The sequence below is a fragment of the Mesorhizobium sp. B3-1-6 genome, from assembly GCF_006439555.1.
In the GTDB taxonomy this organism is placed as follows: Bacteria; Pseudomonadota; Alphaproteobacteria; order Rhizobiales; family Rhizobiaceae; genus Mesorhizobium.
In genome coordinates, this window is sequence record NZ_VFTM01000011.1 from 140,907 (window position 1) to 167,500 (window position 26,594).

Sequence of the window (26,594 nt, forward strand, 5' to 3'; positions counted from 1 at the left end):
GGATGTCGAAGCATGGTCCGCAATGGCGGTCGCCTTCTTGTCGAGTGCCTCATTGCCTTGGGTGCCATCAAGAGCTTTGGCGTTCCCGGCGAGAGCTATCTGGCCGTCCTCGACGCGCTGCACGATACCCATGGCAAGCTCGACTACGTGCTTTGCCGCAACGAAGGCGGCGCGGCCTTCATGGCTTCCGCCTATGGCAAGCTGACCGGCACACCGGGCATCTGCTTCGTGACGCGTGGCCCGGGCGTGACCAATGCCAGCATCGGCGTCCACACCGCCATGCAGGACTCCTCGCCCATGATCCTCTTCGTCGGCCAGGTCGGCACCGACATGAAAGGCCGCGAAGCCTTCCAGGAGATCGATTACCGGGCGGTCTACGGGACCGTCGCAAAATGGGCGGTCGAGATCGACGACGTTGCGCGACTTCCCGAGATCGTAGCGCGCGCCTGGACCACCGCCTTGACCGGCCGGCCCGGCCCCGTCGTCGTCGCGCTGCCCGAAGACATGCTGACGACCATGACCGAGGCCGCGCCGCTCAGCGGCCCTGCTTCGATTTTCGAAGCCGCTCCGTCGCGGGACGCCGTCGCGGCGGCGCTTGAGATGCTGGCTGCGGCAGAGAAGCCGGTGCTGCTCATGGGTGGCGCCAACTGGACGACCGATGGACGCGCCGCGCTCCAGGCCTTCGCCGAGGCTTCAGACATCCCTGTGGTTGCCGCCTTCCGCTACCAGGACCAGTTCGACAACCATTCGCCGGTGTTCGTCGGCGAAGCCGGCGTCGGCATGGTGGCGCATGTCAAGATGCTGATCCGCGATGCGGACGTGATCCTGGCCGTCAATGTCCGCTTCGGCGAGATGACGACGGACGGCTACACGCTGCTCGACGTTCCGGTGCCGCGCCAGAAGCTGATCCATGCGCACGGCTCCGACCGCGAGATCGGCAAGATCTATGTGCCCGCGATCGGTATCCACGCCGGCCCGAATGCTTTCGCCAAGGCCCTGACGCCGGTGAAGGGCGGCTGGGCCGGCTGGCGCGCGGCGGCGCGCAAGGCCTATGAAGGCGCCTTCGCGGCACCCGTACAGCCCGGCCCGGTCGACATGGTCGCGGTCAGCGCCTGGCTGCGCGAGACCTTGCCGGCCGACGTCATCCTCACCAACGGCGCCGGCAATTTCACCGTATGGCCGAACAAGTTCTTCAAGTTCGGACCGCAGGCGCGGCTGCTCGCGCCGCAATCCGGCGCCATGGGCTACGGCCTGCCGGCGGCAGTCGCCGCGAAGGTCGCCTATCCGGACCGCACTGTCGTCTGCTTTGCCGGCGATGGCGATTTCCAGATGAACTGCCAGGAGCTCGGCACCGCCATGCAGGCCGGCGCGCAGCCGATCGTGCTCATCATCAACAACGGCATTTACGGTACGATCCGCGCGCATCAGGAACGCAACTATCCGGCCCGCGTCTCAGGCACCTCGCTGGAAAACCCGGACTTCGTGGCGCTGGCGAAGGCCTATGGTTTTCACGCCGAGCGCGTCGAATCGACCGGGGATTTCGCCGCCGCCTTCGACCGGGCGCTCGCCTCGACAACGGGCGCCGTCCTCGACATCGCCATCTCGCCCGAAGCGCTCACGCCCCGGCAAACCCTTTCCCAGATGCGCGACGCCGCGCTCGCTTCGCAGAAGGCCAAGGCATGACCTCCAGATCAGACGACATCCGTCTCGGCGCCGACATTGGCGGCACCTTCACCGACATCGCGCTCGATGTCAGGGGAACGATGTTTTCGACCAAGGTGCTGACCAATTATGCGGCGCCCGAGCAGGCGATCCTCGACGGTATCGACGTGGTGATCCGCGATGCCGGAATTTCTGCAGCCGAGATCGGCATCATCATCCACGGCACGACGCTCGCCACCAACGCGCTGATCGAGCGGCGCGGCGCCCGGACCGCGCTGGTCACGACCGAAGGTTTTCGCGACGTGATCGAGATGCGGACGGAGAACCGCTTCGAGCAGTATGACTTGAACCTGCAACTGCCGACGCCGCTGATCCCGCGCGAGGACCGCTTCACAGTCAGGGGCCGCATCGGCGCCGAGGGACAGGAGCTGCAGCCGCTCGACGAAGCCGCGCTCGAGGAGATCGCCGACCGGATCGCCGCCGGCAATTTCGGCTCGGTGGCGATCGGCTTCATCCACGCCTACGCCAACCCCGACCACGAGCGTCGCGCCCGCGAGATCCTCTCCAGGAAACTCACCATCCCGATTTCGATCAGCGCCGAGGTCTCGCCGCAGATGCGCGAGTTCGAGCGCTTCAACACGGTCTGCGCCAACGCCTATGTGCGGCCGCAGATGGCTGACTACCTCGCCCGCCTGCAGACGCGGTTGAGGGACATGGGCGCCGACTGCCCGGTCTTCATGATCCATTCGGGCGGCGGCCTGATCTCGGTCGAAACCGCTGCGGAATTCCCGGTTCGCCTGGTCGAATCCGGCCCTGCGGGAGGCGCTATTTTCGCCGCCGACATCGCCCGGCGCTTCGGGCTCGAAAAGGTCGTCTCCTATGACATGGGCGGCACCACCGCCAAGATCTGCCTGATCGAGGATTTTGCGCCGCGCACGGCGCGGACCTTCGAAGTAGCCCGCACCTACCGCTTTTCGAAGGGCTCGGGCATGCCGATCTCCATCCCGGTGATCGAGATGATCGAGATCGGCGCCGGCGGCGGCTCGATCGCCTGGGTCGACGCCATGGGCCGCATTCAGACCGGACCGGAAAGCGCCGGCTCTGAACCCGGCCCAGCCTGCTACGGCCACGGCGGCAAGCGTCCGGCGATCACCGACGCCGACCTCGTGCTCGGCAAGCTGGACCCCGACAATTTTGCCGGGGGCGCGATCAAGCTCGACACCGCCGCGTCCGAGCAGGCGATCCTGCGCGATGTCGGCGAGCGCCTGTCGCTGAATGCCATCGCGACCGCCTTCGGCATCTGCGAGGTGGTGGACGAGAACATGGCGAATGCCGCCCGCGTCCACGCCGTCGAAAACGGCAAGAACATCTCCGACAATCTGATGATCGCGTTCGGCGGTGCCGCCCCGCTTCACGCCGCGAGGCTCTGCGAAAAGCTCGGCATCGACCAATGCATCGTGCCGCGCGGCGCCGGTGTCGGGTCGGCGATCGGCTTCCTCAAGGCGCCGTTCGGCTACGAAGCCTTGGCGTCGAAGCTGACGCGCCTGTCGCGCTTCAAGCCCGTCGAAGTCAACGCACTCCTCGCCGACCTCAAAGCCTCCGCCGAGGGTTTCGTGCGCACCGGCGCCAGCGGAAAAATCGTCTGCGAGATCACCGCCTTCATGCGCTATGCCGGCCAGGGCTGGGAAATCCCCGTGCCGCTGGCGGACGAACCATTCGGCGACGATGCCGTGGCCAGACTCAAGGAGCTCTTCGAGGCGAACTACCAGCGCTTCTTCGGCCGCGCCATCGAAGGGCTGGACGGGTTGGAGATCGAGATCGTCACCTGGTCGGTCAAGGCGACGGATGTTCGACCCGCAGGCGCAAGACATGAGCTCATCACCGGCAAGAAGACCAGCGAGCCGACAACGGCGCGCGCGGTGTTCGATCCGGTCAGCGGCGCGCTGCGCAGCTATGGCATTGTCGAGCGTGACACGCTCTGCGCCGGCGATCACGTGGTCGGTCCGGCCGTCATTGTGGAGCGCGAGACGTCCACCGTCGTCACCACCAGCTTCGACGCCGTCGTCCAGAGCGACGGCGCGATACTCCTGATCCGCAAAGGCAGCCAGGCATGAGCGACCCAGGCATGAACAGCATTGGCGAAATCCGCATGCAGGTCATGTGGAACCGGTTGATCTCGGTGGTCGAGGAGCAGGCGCTCACTTTGCTGCGCACCGCCTTCTCGACCTCCGTGCGCGAATCCGGCGACCTGTCGGCCGGCGTGTTCGATCCGCGCGGCCAGATGCTGGCGCAGGCGGTGACCGGCACGCCGGGCCACGTCAACACCATGGCCGAGGCGGTGCTGCATTTCATGCACGCAATCCCGCGCGAGGAGATGTTCGAAGGCGACACCTATGTCACCAACGACCCTTGGCTCGGCACCGGCCACCTGCACGACATCACCATGGTGTCGCCGTCCTTCCTCAACGGCGAGCTCGTGGCCTTCTTCGCCTGCACCGCGCATGTCGTCGATGTCGGCGGCCGCGGCTTCGGCGCCGACGGCAAGTCGGTCTATGAGGAAGGCATCCAGATCCCGATCATGAAGTTCGCGGAAAAGGGCAAAGTCAACCTCGACCTCGTCCGCATCCTGCGCGCCAATGTCCGCGAGCCCAACCAGGTCGTCGGCGACTTCTACTCCTTGGCCGCCTGCAACGAGGTCGGCCACCGGCGCCTGGTCGACATGATGAAGGAGATCGGCCTGGCCTCGCTCGGCGGGCTCGGCGACTTCATCTTCTCGCGCACCCGCGACGCGATGCTCGAGCGCATCGAGGCGCTACCGAAGGGAAGCTGGTCGAACGAGCTGGTGACCGACGGCTATGACGAGCCGGTAAAGCTTGCAGCCACGGTCTCGGTCCGCGACGACCATGTCGAAGTCGATTTCACCGGCACCGATCCGATGAGCCGGTGGGGCATCAACTGCCCGATCATCTACAGCAAGGCCTATGCCTGCTATGCGCTGAAATGCATGGTGGCGCCCGACATTCCTAACAATGCCGCCTCGCTCGCCTTCTTCACCGTGTCGTCGCCGGTCAACATCCTGAACGCGGTGCGGCCGGCGCCGGTGGCGCTCAGGCATATTTTCGGCCACATGGTTCCCGATCTGGTGCTCGGCGCATTCTCCAAGGCACTGCCCGGAAAAATCCTTGCCGAAGGCGCCGGCGCGCTCTGGAACATCCATATTTCGGCGCGCCCCGTTGCCGGCGCATCCGGCCGACGCGCCGAGGTGCTGATGTTCAACTCCGGCGGCATGGGCGCCCGCCCCGAGCTCGATGGCCTGTCGGCAACGGCCTTTCCGTCGGGCGTCCACACCATGCCGATCGAAGCGACCGAACATACCGGGCCGATCGTCATCTGGCGCAAGGAGCTGCGGCCCAACTCCGGCGGCGACGGCGAATTCCGCGGCGGCTTGGGGCAGGTTATCGAGATCGCAGCGACCGATGGCCATGAATTCGACTTCTCGGCCATGTTCGACCGCGTCAATCATCCGGCCCACGGACGCAACGGCGGCAAGCCGGGCGTCGCTGGTGTCGTCAAGCTCGACGACGGCACGAAGATGCGCCCGAAAGGCTGGCAGCATGTGCCGGCAGGGCGCCGGCTGATCCTCGAACTGCCGGGCGGCGGCGGCTATGGCGATCCGGCCAAACGCAATGCGGCCGCGCGAGCCAATGACCGGTCCAAGGGTTACATCACGGAGAACGACTGATGAGCTATGTTGCCTCGCGCCTGTCTGCGGTGAAGCCTTCGGCTTCGATGGCTGCTTCGCAGGCCGCCAAGGCGCTGCGCGCCAAGGGCGTCGACGTGATCGATCTCGGCCTGGGCGAGCCCGACTTTCCGACACCGCATCACATCGTCGATGCCGCTCATTTCGCCGCCAAGGCCGGCCAGACACTCTACACGGCCGCCGCCGGCACGGTCGAAGTGCGCGAAGCCATAGCCGGCAAATTCCGCCGCGAGAACGGGCTGGACTACACCGCCGATGATATCGTCGTCGCCAACGGCGCCAAGCAGATCATCTTCAACGCGCTTATGGCGACGCTCGAGACCGGCGACGAGGCGATCCTGCCGGCGCCGTATTTCGTCTCCTACCCGGAAATGGTGAAGCTGCTCGGCGGCACGCCGGTCGTTGTCGAATGCCCGGAGACCACCGGCTTCCGGCTGACGCCGGCGTTGCTGGAAAAGGCGATCACGCCAAGGACGAAGTGGCTCTTCCTCAACATGCCGGGCAACCCGTCCGGCGCGGTTTATTCGCAATCCGATCTGAAGGCGCTGGGCGCGGTGCTGGCGAAGCATCCGCAGGTGCTCATCCTTTCCGACGAGATCTATGAGCACATCCTGTTCGACGAACGCGAGTTCGTTTCCTTCGGCAAGGCCTGCCCCGAGCTCAAGGAGCGCACGCTGATCGTCAACGGCGTTTCGAAATCCTATGCGATGACCGGCTGGCGCGTCGGCTACGCGGCTGGGCCGGCACCACTTCTCAAGGCGATGTCGACCATCCAGAGCCAATCCTGCACCTCGGTTTGCTCGATCGCGCAGGCAGCGACTGTCGTCGCGCTCAACGGCCCGCAGCATGAAGTCGCCCGCTTCCGCCAGGCTTTCGAGGCGCGCCGCGACCTGGTCGTCGACGGCATCCGGAAGATCAACGGCCTGACGCTGTCGCCGCCGGAAGGCGCTTTCTACGCCTATATCGGCTGCGCCAGCCTGATCGGCCGCAAGACGCCCAAGGGTGTCGTGCTGGAGGACGACGCGGCCGTCTCGAATTATCTTCTCAACGAAGGCCGGGTGGCGTCGGTGCCTGGCGTCGCCTATGGACTGTCACCCTATTTCCGCATCTCGACCGCGACGAGCGAAGAGGTGCTGACCGAGGCGATCGCGCGGATCAACGCCGCCGTCGCGCAAGTGGAGTAAGTGATGCCGCATTACGAACGTATCCTGATCACCGGCGCCGCCGGCCGGCTCGGCTCGCAACTGCGCAAGGGGCTGGCGCCGTTGGCCAAGACGATCCGCTTGGCTGGCCGCGAACCCTTCGGCGACCTTGCGCCGCACGAGGAGGAAGCGGTCTTCGACCTCGCCGACATGGAAGCCACGATCGCCGCGACCAAGGATTGCGACGCGATCGTCCATTTCGGCGGCGCGCCGCTCGAATGCGAATGGCAGACCATTCTCGATTCCAGCATCCGCGGCTCCTACCACATCTATGAAGGCGCCCGGAAACACGGCGTGAAGCGCGTCGTCTACGCTTCGTCGGTGCATGCCATCGGCTATCACGAGATCGAGGCGCATATCGGCGTCGACGCGCCGGTGCGCCCCGACAGCCTCTATGGCGTGTCGAAGAACTTCGTCGAGAGTCTCAGTCGGCTCTATTGGGACAAGTTCGGCATCGAGACGGTGTGCCTGCGCATCTTTTCGTCCTTCCCCGAACCGGCCGACCGGCGCATGCTGTGGTCATATCTCTCCTTCGCCGATTGCGTGCGCCTGGTCGAAGCGTCGCTGACCGCGCCGCGCGTCGGCCACACGATCTCCTTCGGCATTTCCAACAACAGGCTGAAGATGGTCGACAACAGCGGCGCGGACCACCTTGGGTTCATCCCGCAGGACAGCGCCGAGCCATTTCGCGCCGCGGTCGAGGCCAAAACCCCTGTTCCCGATCCGAACAAGCCGTCGGTGAAATATCTCGGCGGCTGGTTCTGCGAGCTTGGCCATCCCGACGACAAGCCCGCCTGACGATTCCGTCTGAGCGGAACTGCGCCACGAAAGCAAAACGCCGGCGACTCCTTGAGTTGCCGGCGTTTTGCAATCGAAGCTGGTAGCGAGGCCAGGATTTGGCTTCTCTGTCCCGGGGGGGGGTCGGCTTTGCCCTTATTGCAGGCCCCTGAGAGTTCAAATCGACCGGCCCTCACAGCCGAATAACAAAACGGCCCGCGTTGAGCGGGCCGTTTTGAGTTTGGTTGCGGGGACTGGATTCAAGCGCGCCGGCGATCCTTAAGGAAGATCCTTTCAGCAAACGAATTCCGTGACAGCGCTGTATGGCAACCTGCCCAGAGCGCGCCCCCCATAGTGAGTTCACGAGGTAGCGGTCCTCTGCTATCATAAGTATCCGCGCCTGGCTCCGCACCATTGTCCCGCGACTCCCATTAACTCAATCCGATTGCCAAACGGATCGGACACGTACGTCCGGTAAAAACCATCAATCGGCTCGTCGTCTTTGCACGCAAAATCCCGCCGTGTTGAGACGCGCGCGAAGCTTTGGAGCTCGTCAACCACAAACGCCGGGTGCACCTTCTTGGCAGGGCAAAAGGCGGCCTCCACACCAGATGCACACGGGCGCGGCCAGCCTCGAACCAGCAGCCGCCCCCCGGCCGGCTTCGAGCTCGCAACCGGGCAATTTTGCGCCGCCTTACTTGGTCGCTTCGAGCTTGTCGACCGCCGCGCCGAACCCCTTGAGCGAAACCGGAATGGTCACCGGTTTGCGCGTTACCGATTCCATGCCGACGTTCAACGTCGCTCCGGATCGCATCGCCTTGAGCAGATCCGGCGCCAGCGGCGTCGCGGCATAGGCGCCGTTCTGGTCACTGGTCTGGATAGCGATCGTGACCTTCTTGCCGCTGTCGATCTGGTAGGAAGTTCCCGATGGCAGGAACAGGCCATGCGGCAGGGCCAAAAGCATGGCAAAGCCTGGGGTACCCTGCTGGCGGCGCACCGTCACAGTCAGAACCCGCTGGCCGGTCTTCGCTTCGGTGAGATTCTGCGAAACTTGGCATTGCAGTTCGGTGCCCGTTGATCCCGACGAGCAATTGACCACCCAGGGATTGGCGTCCGCGGGTTTCGTCTCTGCCGGCTTGGTATCTTCGGCCATGGCAAGGCCGGTCGCCAGCAAAAGCGCGCCGAGGCCGACGGGCAGGTATCTTTGCCTTCCAAGTACATTAAATCTCACTAATATACTCCAATTGTCACATCTCTCGGTTTGTAGCCGGCTTAATCGAGTCCGAGTCGTTGGACGCAAAGTCAATGTTGCCCTACTGCAACAGGACTCTAATTTCTGTGTTAATACCGTATCGCCACCGTGAATTGCCGTGCAATACTATGCAATACATTAGCTATCCGCTATCCCAGTGGAAGAGCATGGCGGCAGCCGGGACGGGTAGATGCGCTCGCGCACAGGGCTGATTGAACGTCGGGGGAAGACCGCTGAGCGCCAAATGCGGCGACGCGGCGGAGCATTGGCTGCATCCCGCCGCTCAGGCATTTTGCTGCGCACCTCCGCGCTGACCACTGTCGCTCTCGCATTGTCGGGCCTGGCCGCGCATGCCGACGATGCCGGGCTATGGCAGCCGCAGGTCCGTGCCATCATCGGCGCCAACAGCAACAGTGGCTATTCGGCGCTCGAAGGCTTCCTGCCGATCAAGCAGAACCTCGAATCGGTCCTCTTCCTCGACGTCCGCTCGAAATATGATTTCGACAACGGCTTCGGCCAGGATGTCGGCCTCGGCGTGCGCCGCATCGTCAATCCGGATCTGATGGTCGGCGGCTACGCCTATCTCAACATCCAGAACGACGACAGCCACCAGTTCGTCGCCACCACGCTCGGCCTCGAGGCGATCACCTCGAAATACGACGCGCATGTCAATGTCTACCTGCCGATCAGCAAGGACCGCGGCTCGACCGGTATCGATTCGACGCTGTCGCTCGTCGGCAACCAGCTGCTCGAACAGATTTCGACGATCGACCATCGCACCTATGCGGCCTGGGGCATCGAGGGCGAGGTCGGCGTCCAGGCGCCGATCGACCTGCCGGAAAACCAGTCGCTGCGCTTCGACGTCGGCGCCTACCATTTCGCCGATCCCAACGGCGACGACCATTCGATCACCGGGGCCAAGGCGGGGATCGAGTACACCTTCGGCGACGTCGTCGGCAAAGGCACGTCGCTGACCTTCACCGGCGAGGTGCGCAACGATAACCGCGACGACACCCAGTTCGCCGGCAGCGTCCGGCTGACGGTGCCGTTCAACGTGTCGGGCAAGGGCAGTTCCGTCGATGACGATCCCGATCTCGTCTCCACGGTCAGCCCGGGCCTGCGCAAGCGTCTCAATGAGCGCGTGCGCGGCGACATCGGCGTCAGGCTGGAGAACCAGGACAGGGTCAACGGCACGACGACGCGGGTGGCCATCAACGCTGCCACCAATGCGGCCTTCGGCAATTTCTTCTTCGCCGAGGGCGGCAATTCGCTCGGCCTCGGCACCATCGGCGATCCGACCACGCTGGATGATGCCGTCACCAAGGCCGGCGGCAACGGCTTCATCGTCGCGCTCGGCGGCAGCGGCAACATCACCACCGGCGGTGTCAATCTCACCGCCGGCCAGACCGTCATTGGCGGCGGCGGCAGCGTCCAGGCGAAGCTCGCCGACGGCAGCGTCGGCACATACAATTTCGGCGGCAGCAACGGCACCATCCAAGGCACCAACGCCGCCAGCCCCGTGATCACTCTGGCGAGCAACAACACGCTGAGCAACATCACCATCACCGGCGGCGGCGACGGCATCTTCGGCAACAATGCCGCAGGCACGAAGCTGACCGATGTCACCGTCAGCGGCGCCGGCGGCAACGGCGCCGACTTCACCGGTAATTCCACCAGCGTCAGCGCGTCCAATTTCACCGCGACCGGCAACGGCCTCGACGGCCTGCACATCGAGGATAACGGCACCTACAACCTCACCGGCACGACGACGCTCAACGGCAATTCCGATGACGGCCTCGATATAACCGGACAGGGCACCTACACCTTCGCCACCGTCAATGCCCAGAACAACACCGACCGCGGCATAACGGTGCAGGGCACGTCGAGCGGCGGCAGCTTCACCACCACCGGCGGCACGATCTCCGGCAATGGCGGCACCGCCGTCTTCATCGATCCGATCACCGCCCATGTCGTGCTTGATTCCATCACCCAGAGCGGCGGCGTGTCGGGCGTCATCCTCGACCAGGTGTCGGGCAGCTTCACCGTCAATGGCGCGACGAATATTTCGAACACCACCGGCCCGGCCGTCGCGATCACCAACTCGCCGGCATCGATCCGCTTCGGTGACATCGCCATCACCAATCCCGGCGCCGACGGCATGTCGTTCAGCGGCGTCAACGCCGCTGTGGTCGCCGGCAACATCGTCATTTCCGGGCTCGGAGCCGGCACCGGCCTGGACTTCTCCGGAAGCCAGACCAATTTCACCGCGCAGTCGCTCAATCTTACCGGTACCGGCGCGGCCGGCTCCGCCGGCATCGACCTCACCTCGCCCAGCGCCGGCGGTGCGGTCATCACCATCACCAATGGCGGTATCATTGCCAATGTCGACACCGGCGTTCGCCTCGGCATTGCCGGTACGCCGGCCGATTCGGCTAATGCCAATTTCACCTTCGGCGGCGGTTCGATCGCCGGCATCACCGCCTCGCTCGACGCGCGCGGCCTCAATCAGACGCTCGGCACCTATGCCTTCGGTTCGACCACCTTCAGCGGGCCGCAGCTTTTCGACACACAGAATGTGATCTTTGTCGGCGCTGCCGCGACAGGAACAGGCGACGGCTCCTCGCTTCTCGATCTGGCCTCGATCGCGACGGCCGATGCCAACACCGACGGCACCGCCATCTTCGTGCTGGTCAACGACGCCAGCAACACGCCGATCGATGCCGGCGGCGGCTTCACGCTGAGCGCCGGCCAGACGCTCGCTTCCTTCGGCAATGGCCGCAGCTTCTCGCTCGGCGGCGTCCCGATCAACGTCACCGGCGACAATGTCCAGCACGACCAGGTTGTCTCGGATGTCAACGGCGCCGCGACGCTTACCAGCACCGGCGCGGGCGACGTTGTAACGCTGGCCAACAACAGCTCGCTGCTCGATTTCAATATTTCGGGTGGCAGCGCCAATGGCATCCATGGCAGCGGCGTCACCGGCGTTACGCTGACCGGCATGTCGGTCAGCGGCGCCGGCCTTGCCGGTGTGCTGTTCGACGGCACCGGTAGCGCCACTGCCACCGACCTGACCTCGACCGGCAATACTGGTGCGGGCCTGTCCCTGCAGGGGGCCGGCACCTACAATTTCAACGGCACCACGACGCTAAACAGCAACGGCGCCGATGGCTTGTCGATCACCGGCGATGGAACCTATAATTTCCAGACGCTCAATTCGCAGAACAATGCCGGCAGCGGCGTCGATGCAAGCTCCACCGGCACCGGCAAACTGACGACGACCGGCGGGACGATTTCCGGCAATTCCGGCCAAGGGTTCAGTGCCTCGCAGATCGGGCTGGACGTCACGCTGACCAGCCTCACCCATACTGCCGGCGGCACCGGGATAGCTCTCTCGAACGTTACCGGCAGCTTCGATATCACCGGCACGACGACGATCTCTGGCGTGCCGAACGGGATTGTCATTCAGAACAGTTCGGCAACGGTGGGCTTCGGCGGAAAGGTCACCGTCACCGCCCTCACTGGCTCGGGCATCATTCTCGATACCACTTCCGGCGCCGTCACTTTCGGCGACGTCGCCATCGACCAGCCAGGCCAGAACGCGATCGATGTTTTCGGCACCAACGGCACGATCGCCTTCGGCAACATAGACATCACCAACCTCCCGACCGGCAAGACCGGCCTAGATCTGTCCGGCAGTTCCTCGACCTTCACCGCCACGACGCTCGACATCGCGGGCGCCGGCACCTCGACCGGCATCGACCTCTCCGGCACCACCGGCGGCTCTGTCACCATCGGCAGCGGGATCATAACGGCCGGCACCGGCGTGCAGATGGGCACGCATGGTGCTGCCGGCACCACCGCCAACACCACCTTCTCCTTCGGTGCCGCCGGTGGCGCCTCGATCACCGGCACGGTCGCCTCGCTCGACATGCGCGGCCTGATGGCCGGCAGCGGCACCTATGCCTTCAACGGCACGGCGCTCGTCGGGCCGCAACTGTTCGATGCTGCCAACATCATCTTCGTCGGCGCGGCCGACACCGGCACCGGCAGCGGCGCGGACGTCAGCGATCTTATCAACGCGGCTGCCGCCGACGACCTGACCACCGACGCGAACACAGTCTTCGTGCTCATCAACGACGGCACTGGAAACATCAACACCGATGCGGACGGCTTCACGCTTGCCGATGGTCAGCAGCTCGTCTCGTTCGCGAATAGCAACACGGTCTCTCTCGGCGGGCCACCGGCCAATGTCACCGGCACCAATGTCGTTGCCTCCGGCACACAGGCCGATCCGTTCGGCAATGGCGCCGCCACGCTCAACAATTCGGCCGGCGGCACCATCGACCTCGCCAATGGCAACCGCGTCGCCGATCTCAGCATCAGCAACTCCGGCTCCGGCTCGGCGATCAACGGATCGGATGTAAACGCGGCAACCATCACTGGCGTGACGATCACCAGCGCCGTCACCGGCATCGATCTGACCGGCGCATCGGGCGCTATCAACGTCACCAACACCACGATGGGCGGCGTCAGCGGCACCGGCCTCCTGGCTAGCAATTTCAGCGGCACCGGCACCTTCAACAATTTCGACATCACCGGCGCCGGCACCGGCGTCAGCGTCACCGGCGGTTCCACCGGCGCGCTCACCTTCGACAATGCGAGCTCGATCGCCGGCACGTCCGGTGTGGCCTTCAACATCGACACGGCAACTTCCACCGTTACCTATAACGGCACGATCAACCAGACGAGCGCGGCAAGCGCGGTCAAGATCAACGCCATGACCGGCGGCGGTGCCACCTTCGGCGGCAAGATCACAGCCAGCACCGGCGCGGCCAACGCCATCGATCTCACCGGCAATGCCGGCGGCACGATCAATTTCAACGGCGGGCTCGACCTCACCACCGACGGCGGCTTCGCCTTCAGCGCCATCAATGGCGGCACGCTCAACGTCACCGGCACCAACACCATCGCCACGGGCGGCGGCGTCACCGAAAAGGGTATCCAGCTCGGCGGCGCCAGCGGCCTCACCATCGGCGCCGGCGGGGTGACCTTCGACAGCGTCACCGTCGACGGCTCCGGCGGTACTGTGCCGACCGGTATCGTCATCGAGAACACCAGCGGTGGCAACGTCACCTTTGGCGGCGTCGACATCAGCCGCGTCAATGGCGACGCCATCCGCCTCACCAATGTCGCCAGCGGCACCTATACCTTCAACGGCACGACCACGATCGCAACCGTCGTCGGCAATGGCCCGGGTTTCGTCGTTCAGGGCAGCGCTGCCACCGTCAACGTCGGCAACCTCTTCACCACCGGCGTTTCCGGCGACGACGTCAACCTGACCAACAACACCGGCACCATCTCGATCGGCGGCACCATCACCAATTCCGGCACCGGCAACGGCGTCGTGGTGTCCGGCGGCAGCGCGGCGATCACCGTTTCGGCCAACATTTCCAGCTCGGCAAGCGCGCCGGGCACGGCGATCAAGGTCGACGGCACCACCGGCGGCTCTGTCGCGTTCACGGGTAACGTCACCTCGACCGGCACCGGCAATATCTTCGCCATCGGCACGACGACGGCGCCGACGGGCGGGGCGATCACCTTCGGCCTCGGCAAGACGCTGACGGCAACCGGCGGCGGCGGCGCGGTGATCGGCGGGCTTGCCGGCAACGCCACATTCAACGACATGGCGCTGTTGTCGATCACCAATGCAACCGGCAACGGCCTTTCGGTCTCGAACGTGGCAAGCGGCGCCAACCTGGGCTTCGGCAGCGTCACAATCTCGGGCGCGGGCGGCAACGGCATCGAGATCGCCAACAATGACGGCCAGGTGACGTTCTCGGGCGGCACCACTGTGACGATGGGCTTGGCCGCCAACACGGCCGGCATCGATTTCAGCGGCACCAATGCCAACGTCCTGTTCGGTACGACCACCGTGAGCAATGTTGGCGCTAACCAGACCGGCATCGATTTCAGCGGCTCGTCCACTGCGGCCGATTTCAGCCTCGCCGCCATCATCACTGGCCTCGGCGACCTCACCTCGCGCGGCATCGACCTGTCCTCGACGACCGGCAACAAGGTCATCACCTTCTTCCAGGGGTCCTCGATCGCTAATGTCGGCGTCGGCGTCGATCTGTCGTCCGGCCAGACCACCGCCACCTCGGCCAACGCCACCTTCACCTTCGGCGACGGCGATTCTACCGACGGGCTGGAATCCTCGATCTCCGCGGCGACGAACGGCTACACCGTCAACGCGGTCGGCCTAGATCCGACTCTAGGCGATTACGATTTCGACGACGTGTTCTTCACCGGCAGCGCCAATCTGGCCTCGGCGCCTGGCGCGGTCACGCTGGTTTCGCAGTCGGGCGGCTTCATCAATGCCGGCACGACCGGCAATCTCAGCATGGGCGTCAGCACCATTTCGCTTGCCGCCGCCGATGCGCTGACCGGCGCCCAGAACTTCGCCTTCGTCGGTCCGATCGATGTCGGCGCCAGCGCCTTCACGCTCGATTCGGGCCAGACGATCACCGGCTTCGGCAATGGCAACGTCGTCTCGATCGGTACCATCCAGCCGGTGAACGTCCACGGCAACCTCGGAGCCACCGGCGGCAACATCACCGGCGACGAGGCCGTGGTCACCGGCACCGGCGACTTCATGCACCTGCTCGGCGACAACGCCGTCCGCCACACCGCCTTCGATTTCAGCGGCGCCAGCGGCTCCGCTTTCCTGATCGACCAGAGCGCGCCGGGCTTCAGCAATGCCAGCGGCATCACCATCGAAGGCGTCACCATCAGCAATGTGGCGGCGGGCCAGACGGTCATCAAGATCGCGGGATTGACCGGCAATCTCTCGGTCATCAACAACGACATCGACGTTTTAGGCACGCTGCTCGACGTGAACGGCGGCTCCGGCACCATCCAGGTGTCGCGCGGCATCCTGACGAACAGCGCGACGCCCGGCACGCTGATCGGCGGCGGCATCAACATCGCCAACCGCACCGGCGGCGCGGTGACCTTCACCGACCAGGTGACGATCACCGGCGGCAACGGCGTGTCGATCTCGGGCGGCACCGCCGCCGGCGCCGTCAATTTCAATGGCGGCCTCGACATCACCACCTCGGCCGATACCGGCCTCGATTTCTCGGGCCTGAACCTGCTCACGGTCGCCAATGCGGGCTCGACGACGATCAACGCGACCGGCCAGACGGCGCTGTCGCTGCAGGGCGCGATCGGCGCTGGCGGCGTCCATTTCAACAGCGTCACCTCGACCAATGCGGCCGCCCAGGGCGTGCTGATCAGCGGCGCCAGCGGCGGCAATGTCGATCTCGACGCCGTCAACGTCGCCGGTTCAGGCGGCGCCGGCATCGAGGTTCTCAATTCGAGCGGCACTTACATCTTCGGCAATACCACGATCGACAATTCGGCCTCGGCCGGCCGTGGCGTGAACATCGAGAACGCCGCCAGCGCCACCACCATCACCTTCGACGGCACGCTGGGCATCACCACATCCACGGGCAGCGGCTTCCGCGTCGCAAGCAGCGCCCCGCCGGCCGCCACCACGGTCAATGTGACGGGTGCCGGCACGCGCAGCGTCAGTACCTCGAACGGAACCGCCGTCGACATCACTTCGGCCACCCTCGGCGGCGGCTTCACCTCGGTCAACGCCAGTTTCTCGGGCGCGGCCAACGGCATCAACCTGCAGCAGGTGGCGGGCTCGCTCGATCTCGGCAACGGCACGCTGACCAACACCGGCTCGGGCGCCGCCTTCAATGTCGGCTCGGCCACCGACCAGAGCGGCGGGAATGCGACGATCTCTTATGCCGGCAATATCGCCTCCAACGGCAACGGCGCGGCGGTCTCGGTCCAGGAACTGACCGGCGGTTCGGTGACGCTGTCGGGCAATCTGACGGACGGTTCCGCCACCAATGGCGGCCACATCGTCGTTGCCAACATCAACAACGGCACGGCGGCCACCATCACCTTCTCCGGCGCCAGCAAGCAGATCAGCTCCGGCACCAACGACGCGGTCAGCCTGACCGGCAACACCAACGGCACGGTCAACTTCACCAATGGCGGGCTGGCGATCACCGCCACAAGCGGCGCCGGCTTCACGGCCACGGGCGGCGGGACGGTCAATGTCGGCACCGGCGGTAGCGCCAACACCATCGCCACGACCTCGGGAACCGCGCTGAACCTCAGCGGCGTGACGGTGGGCGCCACATCGCTGAATTTTTCGACCGTCTCGGCCAACGGCGCCGCGAGCGGCGTTTCGCTTGCCAACATAGCCTCGTCGGGCGGCGGCACGATCGCGCTCGGCACGGTCAACCTGCAGGGCATCACGTCGCGTGGTGTCGATGTATCCGCCACGTTGGGCGCGGCGCTGTCCTTCAACGACCTCGATATCGGCTTGAACAACAGCGCCGCCGTGGCCTTCGATCTCAACGGCGCAACGATCAATGCCGCCGTTACCGCCAACGATTTCGACGTCACCAATGCGGCCGCGGCCGGGACCTCGATCGGCGTCGATCTGCGCGGCGCCACCGGCGGCCAGACCGTGCGTCTCGGCGACACCGACCCGAACGGCGCGAGTTCGAGCATCGCCGGTGTCAACACTGGCGTCTTCCTCAGTTCGGCGAGCAACCTCAACTTCATCTATGGCGACGGCGAGCAGGCGATTGACCAAGCCTCGACCATCAGCGCCAATGTCGGCATCGACGCCTCCAGCGCGCCGGTCTCCGGCACCTACGACTTCCAGGATGTCAACTTCGCCGCCAGTCCCGGCCTCGGCTTCGGCGTCGGCAGGATCTACTTCGTCGGCGCCAGCGCCACGGGCGACGGCAGCGGCAAGGACCAGAACAATCTGGCGACGCTGACCACTGCGGAAGCGGCGGCGGTTTCAACCGACATCATCGTGCTGGTCAACGACGGCGGCGTCATCACGGCGGCGGGCAGCAACGGGAACGACACGCTGGCACTCGCGGCCAACGAGCAGGTGCGCGGCTTCGGCAACGGCAACATCGATCTGGCGCTGACGGTGCCGTCGACGATCCAGCTGGCCAGCAACAACATCTCGATCGTCGACCAGACGCCAAACGGCGCGGCGACGCTGACGAGCGCGGATGGCAGCAGCATCGTCACCCTGGCCGGCAACGGCAACATCATCGACGGCTTTACGATAAATGGCAACGACGGCACAGGCGCCAATGCCGCGATCGGCATCAGCGGCTCCGGCACGGCGAACGCCACGATCAGCAACATGACGATCAGGAACGTCACGGCCACCGATATCGACTTCGGCACCGGCGCTGCCGGCACCACGACGCTGACCAATCTCTCCCTCTTGTCTACCGGTGCTGGCGGCACTGCCATCAAGTTTGGCGCAGCCTCCGGAACGGTCACCGGCACCAATGTCGACACGACAGGCGGCAGCGGCGTGTCCGTCGTCGGTGGCAGTGCGGCCTTCACCTTCGACAGCGCGAGCTCGATCGCCAACGTCGCCGGCACCGCCGTGAGCATCACCAACCGCACCGGCGGCAGCTTCGGCTTTGCCGGCACGGTTACGTCGACCATTGGCGGCAGCGGCATCGTCATCTCCGGCGCGACCGGCGTAAATACGGTCAACTTCAGCGGCGCGGTCAATTTCAACGCCGCGGGCACAGGTGTGTCGATCAACAATGGCGGCCTGGCCTCGACCGTCAGTTTCGCCAACCTCGCCCTCATGACGGGCAGCGCCAACACGGCCTTTACGGCGACCAACGGCGGCGCGCTCAATGTCACCACCGGCTCGATCAGCACGACTGCCGCCCAAGCGGTCAACCTCAACGGCATCGCGGCCGGCATCAATTTCACCTCGACCACCTCCGGCGGCGGCACCAACAACGTCGCGCTTACCAATGTCACCGGCACGGTGAACCTGGGCACCGGTTCGCTGACCGGCGCGTCGGGCGTCGCCTTCCTGGGCTCCGGCGGCACGGCAACCGTCACCTATGGCGGCTCGATCACCAAGACCAGCGGCGGCCGCACGATCGATATCCAGAACCGCACTGGCGGCACGGTGACACTCAGCGGCGCGGTTTCCTCGACCGGCTCGAGCGACGGCGTTTTCCTCAACGCCAACACCGGCTCGACCATCAGCTTCACCGGCGCCCTGACCATCGACACCTCGAGCAGCAACTCGATCGGCTTCAACGCGACCGGCGGCGGCACGGTCAGCGCGACCGCCTCCGGCAGCACCATCAATTCGGGCCAGGCGACCGCGCTCAATGTCGTCAGCACGACGATTGGCGCCTCCGGCCTGAAGTTCCAGAGCATCTCCTCGAGCGGCGGCACCGCCGCCGGCATCGTGCTCGACGGCACCGGCTCTAGCGGCGGGCTGACCGTAACCGGCACCGGCTCGGCCGGCTCGGGCGGCACGATTTCCAGCAAGACCGGCGCCGATATCCTGACCGGCACAGACGCCGGCGGTCAGACCGTGAGCGGAAGTGCCGGCACCGGCATCTTCCTGAGGAATACCTCCGGAGTATCGTTCGCCAACATGCAGCTGAACGACTTCTCGAACTTCGCCGTCTACGGCAACACCGTCACCAACTTCACGATGACCGGCATGACCATCAACGGCGTCAACGGCAACAACAATGCCGGCGACCGCGAAGAAGGCTCGATCCGCTTCGACAACCTGCTCGGCACCTCTTCGATCACCAACTCCAGCATATCGGGCGGCTACAACCAGAACGTCGACCTCTACAACACCAGCGGCACGCTGACCCGGCTGACCATGGACAACATCCAGTTCGGCCTGATCGATGCGACGGGAGGCAACGACAATGTTCGCGGACAGGTCTACAACAGCGCGACCGCCAACTACACGCTGACCAACAGCACCTTCGCCGGCACGCGCGCCGACTTCATCGCGTTCCTTGCCAACAACAATTGCACTATGGATGCCGTGGTGCGCAGCAACACGTTCCACAACGGCCAGGCGATCATCCCCGGCGGCGGCACGGCGGTCGATATCCGCAGCGGCTCGGGCGGCCTTGCCTCCGCTGCGACGACCACCTTCGATATCTCGCACAACGTTCTGACCGACGGTGGCGCCAATGCCTTCGATACCGTCGGCATCTTCGTCGCCAAGGGTCAGGACAACGGCACCATGGCCGGCACGATCGCCAGCAACCAGATCGGCCCGGCCAAGGTGAACTCCAATTCGGATGGCATTTTCGTGCGCGTGGCCGGCGCTGGCACGATGACGACCCTGATCCAAAACAACACCATCACCGGCGTCGGCAACAACGGCATCCATCTCCAGAACAACGATGGCAGCGCCACGTTGAATGCCACGATCTACGGCAACAGCGTGACGTCGCCAACGAGCTCATTCCCGTTTGCCGCGCTGCTGGTCGACAATGGCGCCACAGCCACCGACACCAGCACGACCAATGTCGTCATCGGTTCGGGCACCGGCGGCGCGGGCAGCAAGAACACGCTGACCCATTCACCCAACTATGCGGTCGATGTTTCGTTGAGCAATTTCAACGCCAGCACGCACCTCAACCTGTCGCGGAATGGTTCGGGCCAGAGCACGGCGCTCGGCGTCATCCAGGATGACAACACCGGCGTGCAAACGGTCGATACGACGGGTGGCAGCGGGACCATCACCTTCGTCAACAGCTTGCCGACGCTTCCGCCGGTAGTGGCGCCCTAAGTCCTGCCTTGCATGTGCCTTGATGGTGGCATTTTCGCCGCTGGGCGTAACTTTAGTAAAAGTGAAGTTAAAAGATTTTTTTATTACACGCCTTATTGCCGTTGCGTAATGTAATCGCACTGCGCTAATGTATGCTTACAGCAAGGAGGGGTGCGATGGCGGAACCATTTCTTTCCGAAATCAGAATCATGTCTTTTGCCTTCCCTCCGAAAGGCTGGGCGCTTTGCAATGGGCAATTGCTCCCGATCAACCAGAACCAGCCGCTGTTCTCGTTGCTGGGCACCACTTTCGGCGGCGACGGCCGGGTGAATTTCGCCCTGCCCGACTATCGCGGGCGCGTCCCCATCCATGTCGGCGGCAGTCATGTGCTGGGCGAACGGGGCGGCGAGCAGGCGCACACGCTTTCGATCTCGGAACTGCCGGTCCATAGCCATGCCGAGATGGCCACCACGGCCAATGCCGATGTGCCGGCTCCCGCCGGCAACCTGCTGGCAACGGTCGCCAACGTCTATACGCCGCCAGCGAACCCCACTACGACGATGGACCCCGGTACGCTGGCCTTGGTCGGCGGCAGCCAGGCGCATATCAATATGCAGCCGTTCCTGACACTGAGCTTCTGCATCGCCCTGCAGGGCATTTTCCCGTCGCCGACCTGAGGAAACGCAATTATGGCACAACCCTATGTTGGCGAAGTGAGAATGTTTGCCGGCAATTTCAATCCTGCCGGCTGGATGTTCTGCGAAGGACAGCTCTTGCCGATCTCGGAGTATGAAACCCTGTTCAACCTGATCGGCACCACTTATGGCGGCGACGGCGAGAGCACCTTCGCATTGCCCGACCTGAGGGGCCGGCTGCCGCTGCATCAGGGCGACAGTTTCATCCTTGCCGAGACCGGGGGCGTGGAGGAAGTCACGCTGACGACCCAACAGATCCCCTCACACACGCACCCGTTTGTCGCCTCGTTGAACAACGCAGCGGCGAATACGCCCACCGGCAATGTGACCGGGCAGGTTGGCGCCTCGCAGATCTACCGTGAAGCGCCGGCGACGACGCCGATGTCCCCGCAGACCGCCGGGCAGACCGGCGGCGGTCTGCCGCATACCAACTTCCAGCCGTATCTTTGCATCAATTTCATCATCTCGCTGTTCGGTATCTTCCCGTCGCCGACTTGAAGAGGACGTCATGGCCGATCCGTTCGTCGCCGAAATCCGCATCTTTCCGTTCAACTTCGCGCCCAAGGGCTGGGCATGGTGCGACGGTCAACTGCTGCCAATATCGCAGAACACCGCGCTGTTCTCATTGCTCGGCACGACCTATGGCGGCAATGGCAAGTCCAACTTTGGCTTGCCCGATTTGCAGGGCCGCGCGCCGATGCATCCGGGGCAGGGACCGGGGCTGTCGCTGCACGATCTCGGTGAGCAGGGCGGATCGGAGACGGTGCAGTTGCTGATATCGGAGATGCCGCAGCACGGGCACACGCTGATGGGGAATATCAATCCAGCCAATCTGGCGGCTCCAAGTGCGACACGATCCTATGCGCGCACGAATCCAGGGCAATCTTACTCGGCGACAGCCACGTTGACGCCGCTCAACGATCAGGCGGTGCGACCAGTCGGCGGCGACCAGCCGCACAACAACATGCAACCCTATCTCACCTGCTATTTCTGCATCGCGCTTCAGGGCGTCTTCCCACCACGCCCCTGATTTGCCGATGAACCATTTTCGCGGGGCGGCCGGCTGGATGCGCGCGGCGGGTGCTGGGCTCACATTCCGCGGGTCAACGGATGCCGATCTGCCGTTTCTGTTGCACCTCTATGCCTCGACCCGCCTCGAAGAGCTGGCCGTGACATCCTGGGCCGAGGCGCAGAAGGCCGCGTTTCTCGACATGCAGTTCCAGGCGCAGCACGCGCATTACCGCAAATACTACCCCGATGCCGACTGGTTGGTGGTCACGCGTGCCGGCAGCGATATCGGACGGCTCTATATCGAGCGCTGGGCAGGCGAGCACCGCATCATCGACATCGCCTTCCTGCCGGCGTTTCGCGGCAAGGGCTTCGGCTCGGCCCTGCTCAGCGACCTCATCGACGAAGCCGCAGCCATCGGCAAGGCGGTCTCGATCCATGTCGAGAAGCACAACCCGGCCATGCGGCTTTACCTGCGGCTGGGCTTCACCGTGGCCGAAGACAAGGGCGTTTACGACCTGATGCTGCGTCCGGCCCCGTGAGCGCCGCAACCATCACGCACCGCGATACCAGGAGACGATGGTGAAGCGTTCGTTGCGCGTAACCGGCGTCACTTCGTGCGTCGTTTCCGAGCGAAACGCGACCACCGACCCCGGCAATGCCGGCATCGCGACGCGCAGCTCCGGACCGCTGTAAGGTCCGTGCAGGACCAGCGAACCGCCGGAATAGTCCTCCGGCGAAGGCTCGTCGGACTGGCCGTTGAGAAAGATCACCATCGAAATCTTCCGGAAGCGCGACTCGTCGCGAATGATCGGCGTGTTGCCGTCCTGGTGCGGCACGAAGAAATCGCCCTCTTGGTAGTGGAGGAACTGCGGTTTCTCAAACGCGCCCAGCGCGATTGCGAAATGCCGTTCGAGCACCGTTTTTTGCTGCTCCAGCAGACGCTCTATCAGCGCCTGCGCGGCAAGCGAAACTTCGGCACGTCTGGTCCGACGCACCTGCGACCATTGCGGCTTCTGATCGGAACGGCCGAGCAGGCCGGCAGCCTCGCCGGTGGCTGCGCGAATTTCCGAGCACAACGCGCGACAGGTCGCTTTGTCCAGCACTTTGGGGATTGTGACATAGTCGACCACGCCCGGCCGATCTCAGTTGAAGACCGCTTCGTAGATATAGCCCGCCTGGTCGCCGGAGATGGGCACGATGAAGATGTCATGCGTGATCTCGCTGCCGACAAAGCGATAGGTCGCCTGGGGCAAAAGCATTTCGCGCGGCCCTTTGAACAGCGCCGAGAAGCCGCCGCCGGCGCGCGGACTGTTGGCGACGCGTTTTACTGAAGCGAGCTCCAGCGCGACCATCTGCCCGCCTGCCTCGACGACGAATGTCTGCCCGACCGCCTGCTCGAATTGCGTAGCCGATGCCATTCCCGTCCACCTTCAATCACTACCGGTTGCCGCCAATACCGGCGCGCCATGCTGTTCATAGCGTGCCGGGAAGCCGTTGCGCCAGCCCTTGTGCTGGCCTAAACCCTTTATAGCTGCGCTATTGCATGGCTTTTTGGAGGAGGCTGAACATGGCTGAAGCGAAGACCGAGAAGGCGCCGGTGCTAGCCGGCTCCGGCAATGCGCTGCCGGTGTTTTATAGCAATCCCGAAGCGCTCAACCCGATACGCCATGGCTCGCTCGGGCTGATCGCGCGCGCCGATTTCGGCTTTGCCCGCGCGGCGCATTCCATCCCCGTGGCGGCCTCAGAAATGCCGGGCGCCATGCGCTCCTATCCGATCGTCTTCATAGGCCCGGCCAAGGCGCCGGTGATCATCACTGGCCTGCGCCAGAACGAGAACCTGTTCGTCGATCACGACGGCCGCTGGACCGAACCCCACTACATCCCGGCCTATGTGCGGCGCTATCCCTTCATCCTGGCGGATGAGTCGGCGACAACGGGCCGGCTGACACTCTGCATCGACCGAGCCAGCGACCGCGTCGTCGATCAACTCGCCGCTCCCTTCCGAGACGATGGCGGCAAGCTCGCTTTGTTCTTCAACGGCACCGAGCCGACCGAAGCGACCAAGCAGGCGCTCGCCTTTTGCAGCCAGTTCCAGAACGATTTCAACGCCACCCGCGCCATGGTCGAGAAGATCGACGCGCACGGCCTGTTCGCGGCGCGGCAGAGCAAGGTGACGCTGGAAGGCGGCGAGACCCTGAATCTCACCGATTTCCAAACCATCGACGAGGTTGCGCTGAACAAGCTTGGCGACGAGGCTTTCCTCGACCTCCGCAGATCCGGCGCGCTGGCGATGATCTATTGCCACCTCGCCTCCTCCAACAGCTGGTCGTCGCTGGTCCACCAGGCGTCGATGCGCAAGCGGGCTTAGAAAATGAGCGGCGACAATTTGATCGTGTGACGGTACGCCGATGATCGCTGATCGGCTACGCTTGCCCGATGCTTTGGGACAGCCAGACGAGGATTCTTGTCAACTCTTGACGGATCACGACGCCACAGAACTCACAAAGGCGAGGCATTCGCCGTCGACATCGAAGTCGTTGGTTGAGGGCTAGTAAATGGCATTTCGGTGTCTTGGCACCGGCAGGAAAGTACGTTGGCGTTATCGCTTACTTACAGCCGGGACAGATCCAGCGCTCGATGACAACAGCGCGCAAATACCTCGTTTGTCAGCGGCAAGCAGGAATGTGCCTCACAACGAGTGCCGAATCGGTGACTACGTGCCAGTCCAACGCAAAACGGCCCGCGTTGAGCGGGCCGTTTTGCGTTTGGTTGCGGGGACAGGATTTGAACCTGTGACCTTCAGGTTATGAGCCTGACGAGCTACCGGGCTGCTCCACCCCGCGTCACCTACGAGCAAGCGTCTGCTTGCGTCCTTTGAGGTAAGGTTTAACTTACCGGAATCAAGAGACCACCAAATGAAAGGGCCGCTTGCGCGGCCCATGATCCCGTTTGGCGGGCCTAAAAATCGTAAGGAGAAGATTGTCTTTCATCCGGATTTGTTTGATCCGGATGTTGAGATGAACGTGCGCTTGGCAGACCTGGCAGCGACCTACTCTCCCGCGTCTTGAGACGAAGTACCATCAGCGCTGGAGCGTTTCACGGCCGAGTTCGGAATGGGATCGGGTGCAGCCGCTCCGCCATAACCACCAGGTCGGCAAAACGCACGTTCAAATCGAGAAGCTGTTTTCTGTGCCGGCGACAATCCTTCGGATTGCGCCTTGATGGATATAAGTAATGAGAACGATCAAGCCTATCGAACTATTAGTACCGGTAAGCTTCAAGCGTTGCCGCTCTTCCACACCCGGCCTATCAACGTGGTCGTCTTCCACGGTTCTCAGGGAATACTCGTTTCAAGGTGGGTTTCCCGCTTAGATGCCTTCAGCGGTTATCCCGTCCGGATATAGCTACCCTGCAATGCGGCTGGCGCCACAACAGGTCCACCAGAGATCCGTCCATCCCGGTCCTCTCGTACTAGGGACAGATCCTTTCAATATTCCTACACCCACGGCAGATAGGGACCGAACTGTCTCACGACGTTCTGAACCCAACTCACGTACCGCTTTAAATGGCGAACAGCCATACCCTTGGGACCTGCTCCAGCCCCAGGATGCGATGAGTCGACATCGAGGTGCCAAACAACCCCGTCGATATGGACTCTTGGGGGTCATCAGCCTGTTATCCCCGGCGTACCTTTTATCCGTTGAGCGATGGCCCTTCCACGCGGGACCACCGGATCACTATGACCGACTTTCGTCTCTGCTCGACTTGTCAGTCTCGCAGTCAGGCAGGCTTATGCCATTGCACTCAGCGAACGATTTCCGACCGTTCTGAGCCCACCATCGCGCGCCTCCGTTACTCTTTAGGAGGCGACCGCCCCAGTCAAACTACCCACCATACATTGTCCCGGACCCGGATAACGGGCCGCGGTTAGACATCCATAGTAATAAGGGTGGTATTTCAAGGGTGGCTCCACCTGAGCTGGCGCCCAGGTTTCAAAGCCTACCACCTATCCTACACATGCCACTACGAATGCCAATGTAAAGCTATAGTAAAGGTGCACGGGGTCTTTCCGTCTAACCGCAGGAACCCCGCATCTTCACGGGGAATTCAATTTCACTGAGTCTATGCTGGAGACAGCGGGGAAGTCGTTACGCCATTCGTGCAGGTCGGAACTTACCCGACAAGGAATTTCGCTACCTTAGGACCGTTATAGTTACGGCCGCCGTTTACTGGGGCTTCGATTCAGAGCTTGCACCCCTCCTCTTAACCTTCCAGCACCGGGCAGGCGTCAGACCCTATACGTCGCCTTGCGGCTTCGCAGAGCCCTGTGTTTTTGATAAACAGTCGCTACCCCCTGGTCTGTGCCACCCTCCTCTGCTTGCGCAGAAAAGGGTCACGCTTCTTCCGAAGTTACGCGTGCAATTTGCCGAGTTCCTTCAGCATAGTTCTCTCAAGCGCCTTGGTATACTCTACCTGACCACCAGTGTCGGTTTCGGGTACGGTCTATAAGGAGGAGCTATTTCCTGGAACCGCTCCGCTGCCCGTTCAATCCAATAAG

14 protein-coding genes, 1 tRNA gene and 2 rRNA genes (1 of these 17 only partly in view) are annotated in these 26,594 nt (G+C 63.8%); 11 read left to right on the forward strand and 6 right to left on the reverse strand.

Translation table 11 applies throughout. The annotated features are described in order from the left end of the window. The first annotated feature begins 12 nt into the window (after nucleotides 1–12). The 5 genes from FJ414_RS12450 to FJ414_RS12470 are packed head-to-tail and all read left to right on the forward strand — an operon-like array spanning nucleotide 13 to nucleotide 7,422. Nucleotides 13–1,683, forward strand: coding sequence for a thiamine pyrophosphate-binding protein (locus FJ414_RS12450; RefSeq protein ID WP_140644679.1), 1,671 nt, complete (start codon nucleotides 13–15; stop codon nucleotides 1,681–1,683). Continuing rightward, complete coding sequence (locus FJ414_RS12455; protein WP_140644680.1) at nucleotides 1,680–3,776, forward strand: hydantoinase/oxoprolinase family protein; 2,097 nt, start codon at nucleotides 1,680–1,682, stop codon at nucleotides 3,774–3,776. The genes FJ414_RS12450 and FJ414_RS12455 overlap by 4 nt, the downstream gene beginning before the upstream one ends. Continuing rightward, nucleotides 3,773–5,404, forward strand: a complete 1,632-nt coding sequence (locus FJ414_RS12460; protein WP_246672378.1) for a hydantoinase B/oxoprolinase family protein — start codon at nucleotides 3,773–3,775, stop codon at nucleotides 5,402–5,404. The genes FJ414_RS12455 and FJ414_RS12460 overlap by 4 nt, the downstream gene beginning before the upstream one ends. Further along, a complete protein-coding gene (locus FJ414_RS12465) occupies nucleotides 5,404–6,606 on the forward strand; it encodes a pyridoxal phosphate-dependent aminotransferase (RefSeq protein ID WP_140644681.1) in 1,203 nt (400 codons plus the stop codon). The genes FJ414_RS12460 and FJ414_RS12465 overlap by 1 nt, the downstream gene beginning before the upstream one ends. Before the next feature lie 3 nt (nucleotides 6,607–6,609). Beyond that, on the forward strand, nucleotides 6,610–7,422 hold the full coding sequence (locus FJ414_RS12470; protein ID WP_140644682.1) for an NAD(P)-dependent oxidoreductase: 813 nt from the start codon (nucleotides 6,610–6,612) through the stop codon (nucleotides 7,420–7,422). A gap of 673 nt (nucleotides 7,423–8,095) precedes the next feature. On the opposite strand, the gene FJ414_RS12475 is transcribed toward FJ414_RS12470, so the two are convergent. Next, nucleotides 8,096–8,632: an invasion associated locus B family protein gene (locus FJ414_RS12475; protein ID WP_246672379.1), complete on the reverse strand. Its 537-nt coding sequence runs from the start codon at nucleotides 8,630–8,632 to the stop codon at nucleotides 8,096–8,098. Nucleotides 8,633–8,918: 286 nt separating this feature from the next. Between FJ414_RS12475 and FJ414_RS12480 the strand changes: the two genes are divergently transcribed. The 5 genes from FJ414_RS12480 to FJ414_RS12500 all read left to right on the forward strand — a co-directional run bounded on the left by FJ414_RS12480 (nucleotide 8,919) and on the right by FJ414_RS12500 (nucleotide 22,575). Further along, nucleotides 8,919–20,351, forward strand: coding sequence for a hypothetical protein (locus tag FJ414_RS12480; protein WP_246672380.1), 11,433 nt, complete (start codon nucleotides 8,919–8,921; stop codon nucleotides 20,349–20,351). 155 nt (nucleotides 20,352–20,506) lie between these two features. Continuing rightward, a complete protein-coding gene (locus tag FJ414_RS12485) occupies nucleotides 20,507–21,007 on the forward strand; it encodes a tail fiber protein (protein ID WP_140644684.1) in 501 nt (166 codons plus the stop codon). A 42-nt stretch (nucleotides 21,008–21,049) separates the two neighbouring features. Next, nucleotides 21,050–21,523 (forward strand): tail fiber protein, encoded by a 474-nt coding sequence (locus FJ414_RS12490; RefSeq protein ID WP_246672381.1) that lies wholly within the window; start codon nucleotides 21,050–21,052, stop codon nucleotides 21,521–21,523. Between the two features lie 10 nt (nucleotides 21,524–21,533). Continuing rightward, nucleotides 21,534–22,055: a tail fiber protein gene (locus FJ414_RS12495; RefSeq protein WP_140644686.1), complete on the forward strand. Its 522-nt coding sequence runs from the start codon at nucleotides 21,534–21,536 to the stop codon at nucleotides 22,053–22,055. A 7-nt stretch (nucleotides 22,056–22,062) separates the two neighbouring features. Then, complete coding sequence (locus FJ414_RS12500) at nucleotides 22,063–22,575, forward strand: GNAT family N-acetyltransferase (protein ID WP_140644687.1); 513 nt, start codon at nucleotides 22,063–22,065, stop codon at nucleotides 22,573–22,575. A 12-nt stretch (nucleotides 22,576–22,587) separates the two neighbouring features. On the opposite strand, the gene FJ414_RS12505 is transcribed toward FJ414_RS12500, so the two are convergent. Continuing rightward, nucleotides 22,588–23,166 (reverse strand): 2OG-Fe(II) oxygenase, encoded by a 579-nt coding sequence (locus FJ414_RS12505; protein WP_140644688.1) that lies wholly within the window; start codon nucleotides 23,164–23,166, stop codon nucleotides 22,588–22,590. Between the two features lie 12 nt (nucleotides 23,167–23,178). Then, complete coding sequence (locus tag FJ414_RS12510; RefSeq protein ID WP_140644689.1) at nucleotides 23,179–23,454, reverse strand: hypothetical protein; 276 nt, start codon at nucleotides 23,452–23,454, stop codon at nucleotides 23,179–23,181. A 149-nt stretch (nucleotides 23,455–23,603) separates the two neighbouring features. Between FJ414_RS12510 and FJ414_RS12515 the strand changes: the two genes are divergently transcribed. Beyond that, nucleotides 23,604–24,404 (forward strand): SapC family protein, encoded by an 801-nt coding sequence (locus FJ414_RS12515; RefSeq protein WP_140644690.1) that lies wholly within the window; start codon nucleotides 23,604–23,606, stop codon nucleotides 24,402–24,404. Between the two features lie 398 nt (nucleotides 24,405–24,802). Here FJ414_RS12515 and FJ414_RS12520 read toward each other — a convergent pair. The 3 genes from FJ414_RS12520 to FJ414_RS12530 all read right to left on the reverse strand — a co-directional run. After that, nucleotides 24,803–24,879 (reverse strand) — tRNA-Met (locus tag FJ414_RS12520). A 193-nt stretch (nucleotides 24,880–25,072) separates the two neighbouring features. Further along, a 5S ribosomal RNA gene (gene rrf, locus FJ414_RS12525) occupies nucleotides 25,073–25,187 on the reverse strand. A gap of 89 nt (nucleotides 25,188–25,276) precedes the next feature. Next, nucleotides 25,277–26,594 (reverse strand): 23S ribosomal RNA (locus FJ414_RS12530); it runs 1,480 nt beyond the window's last position.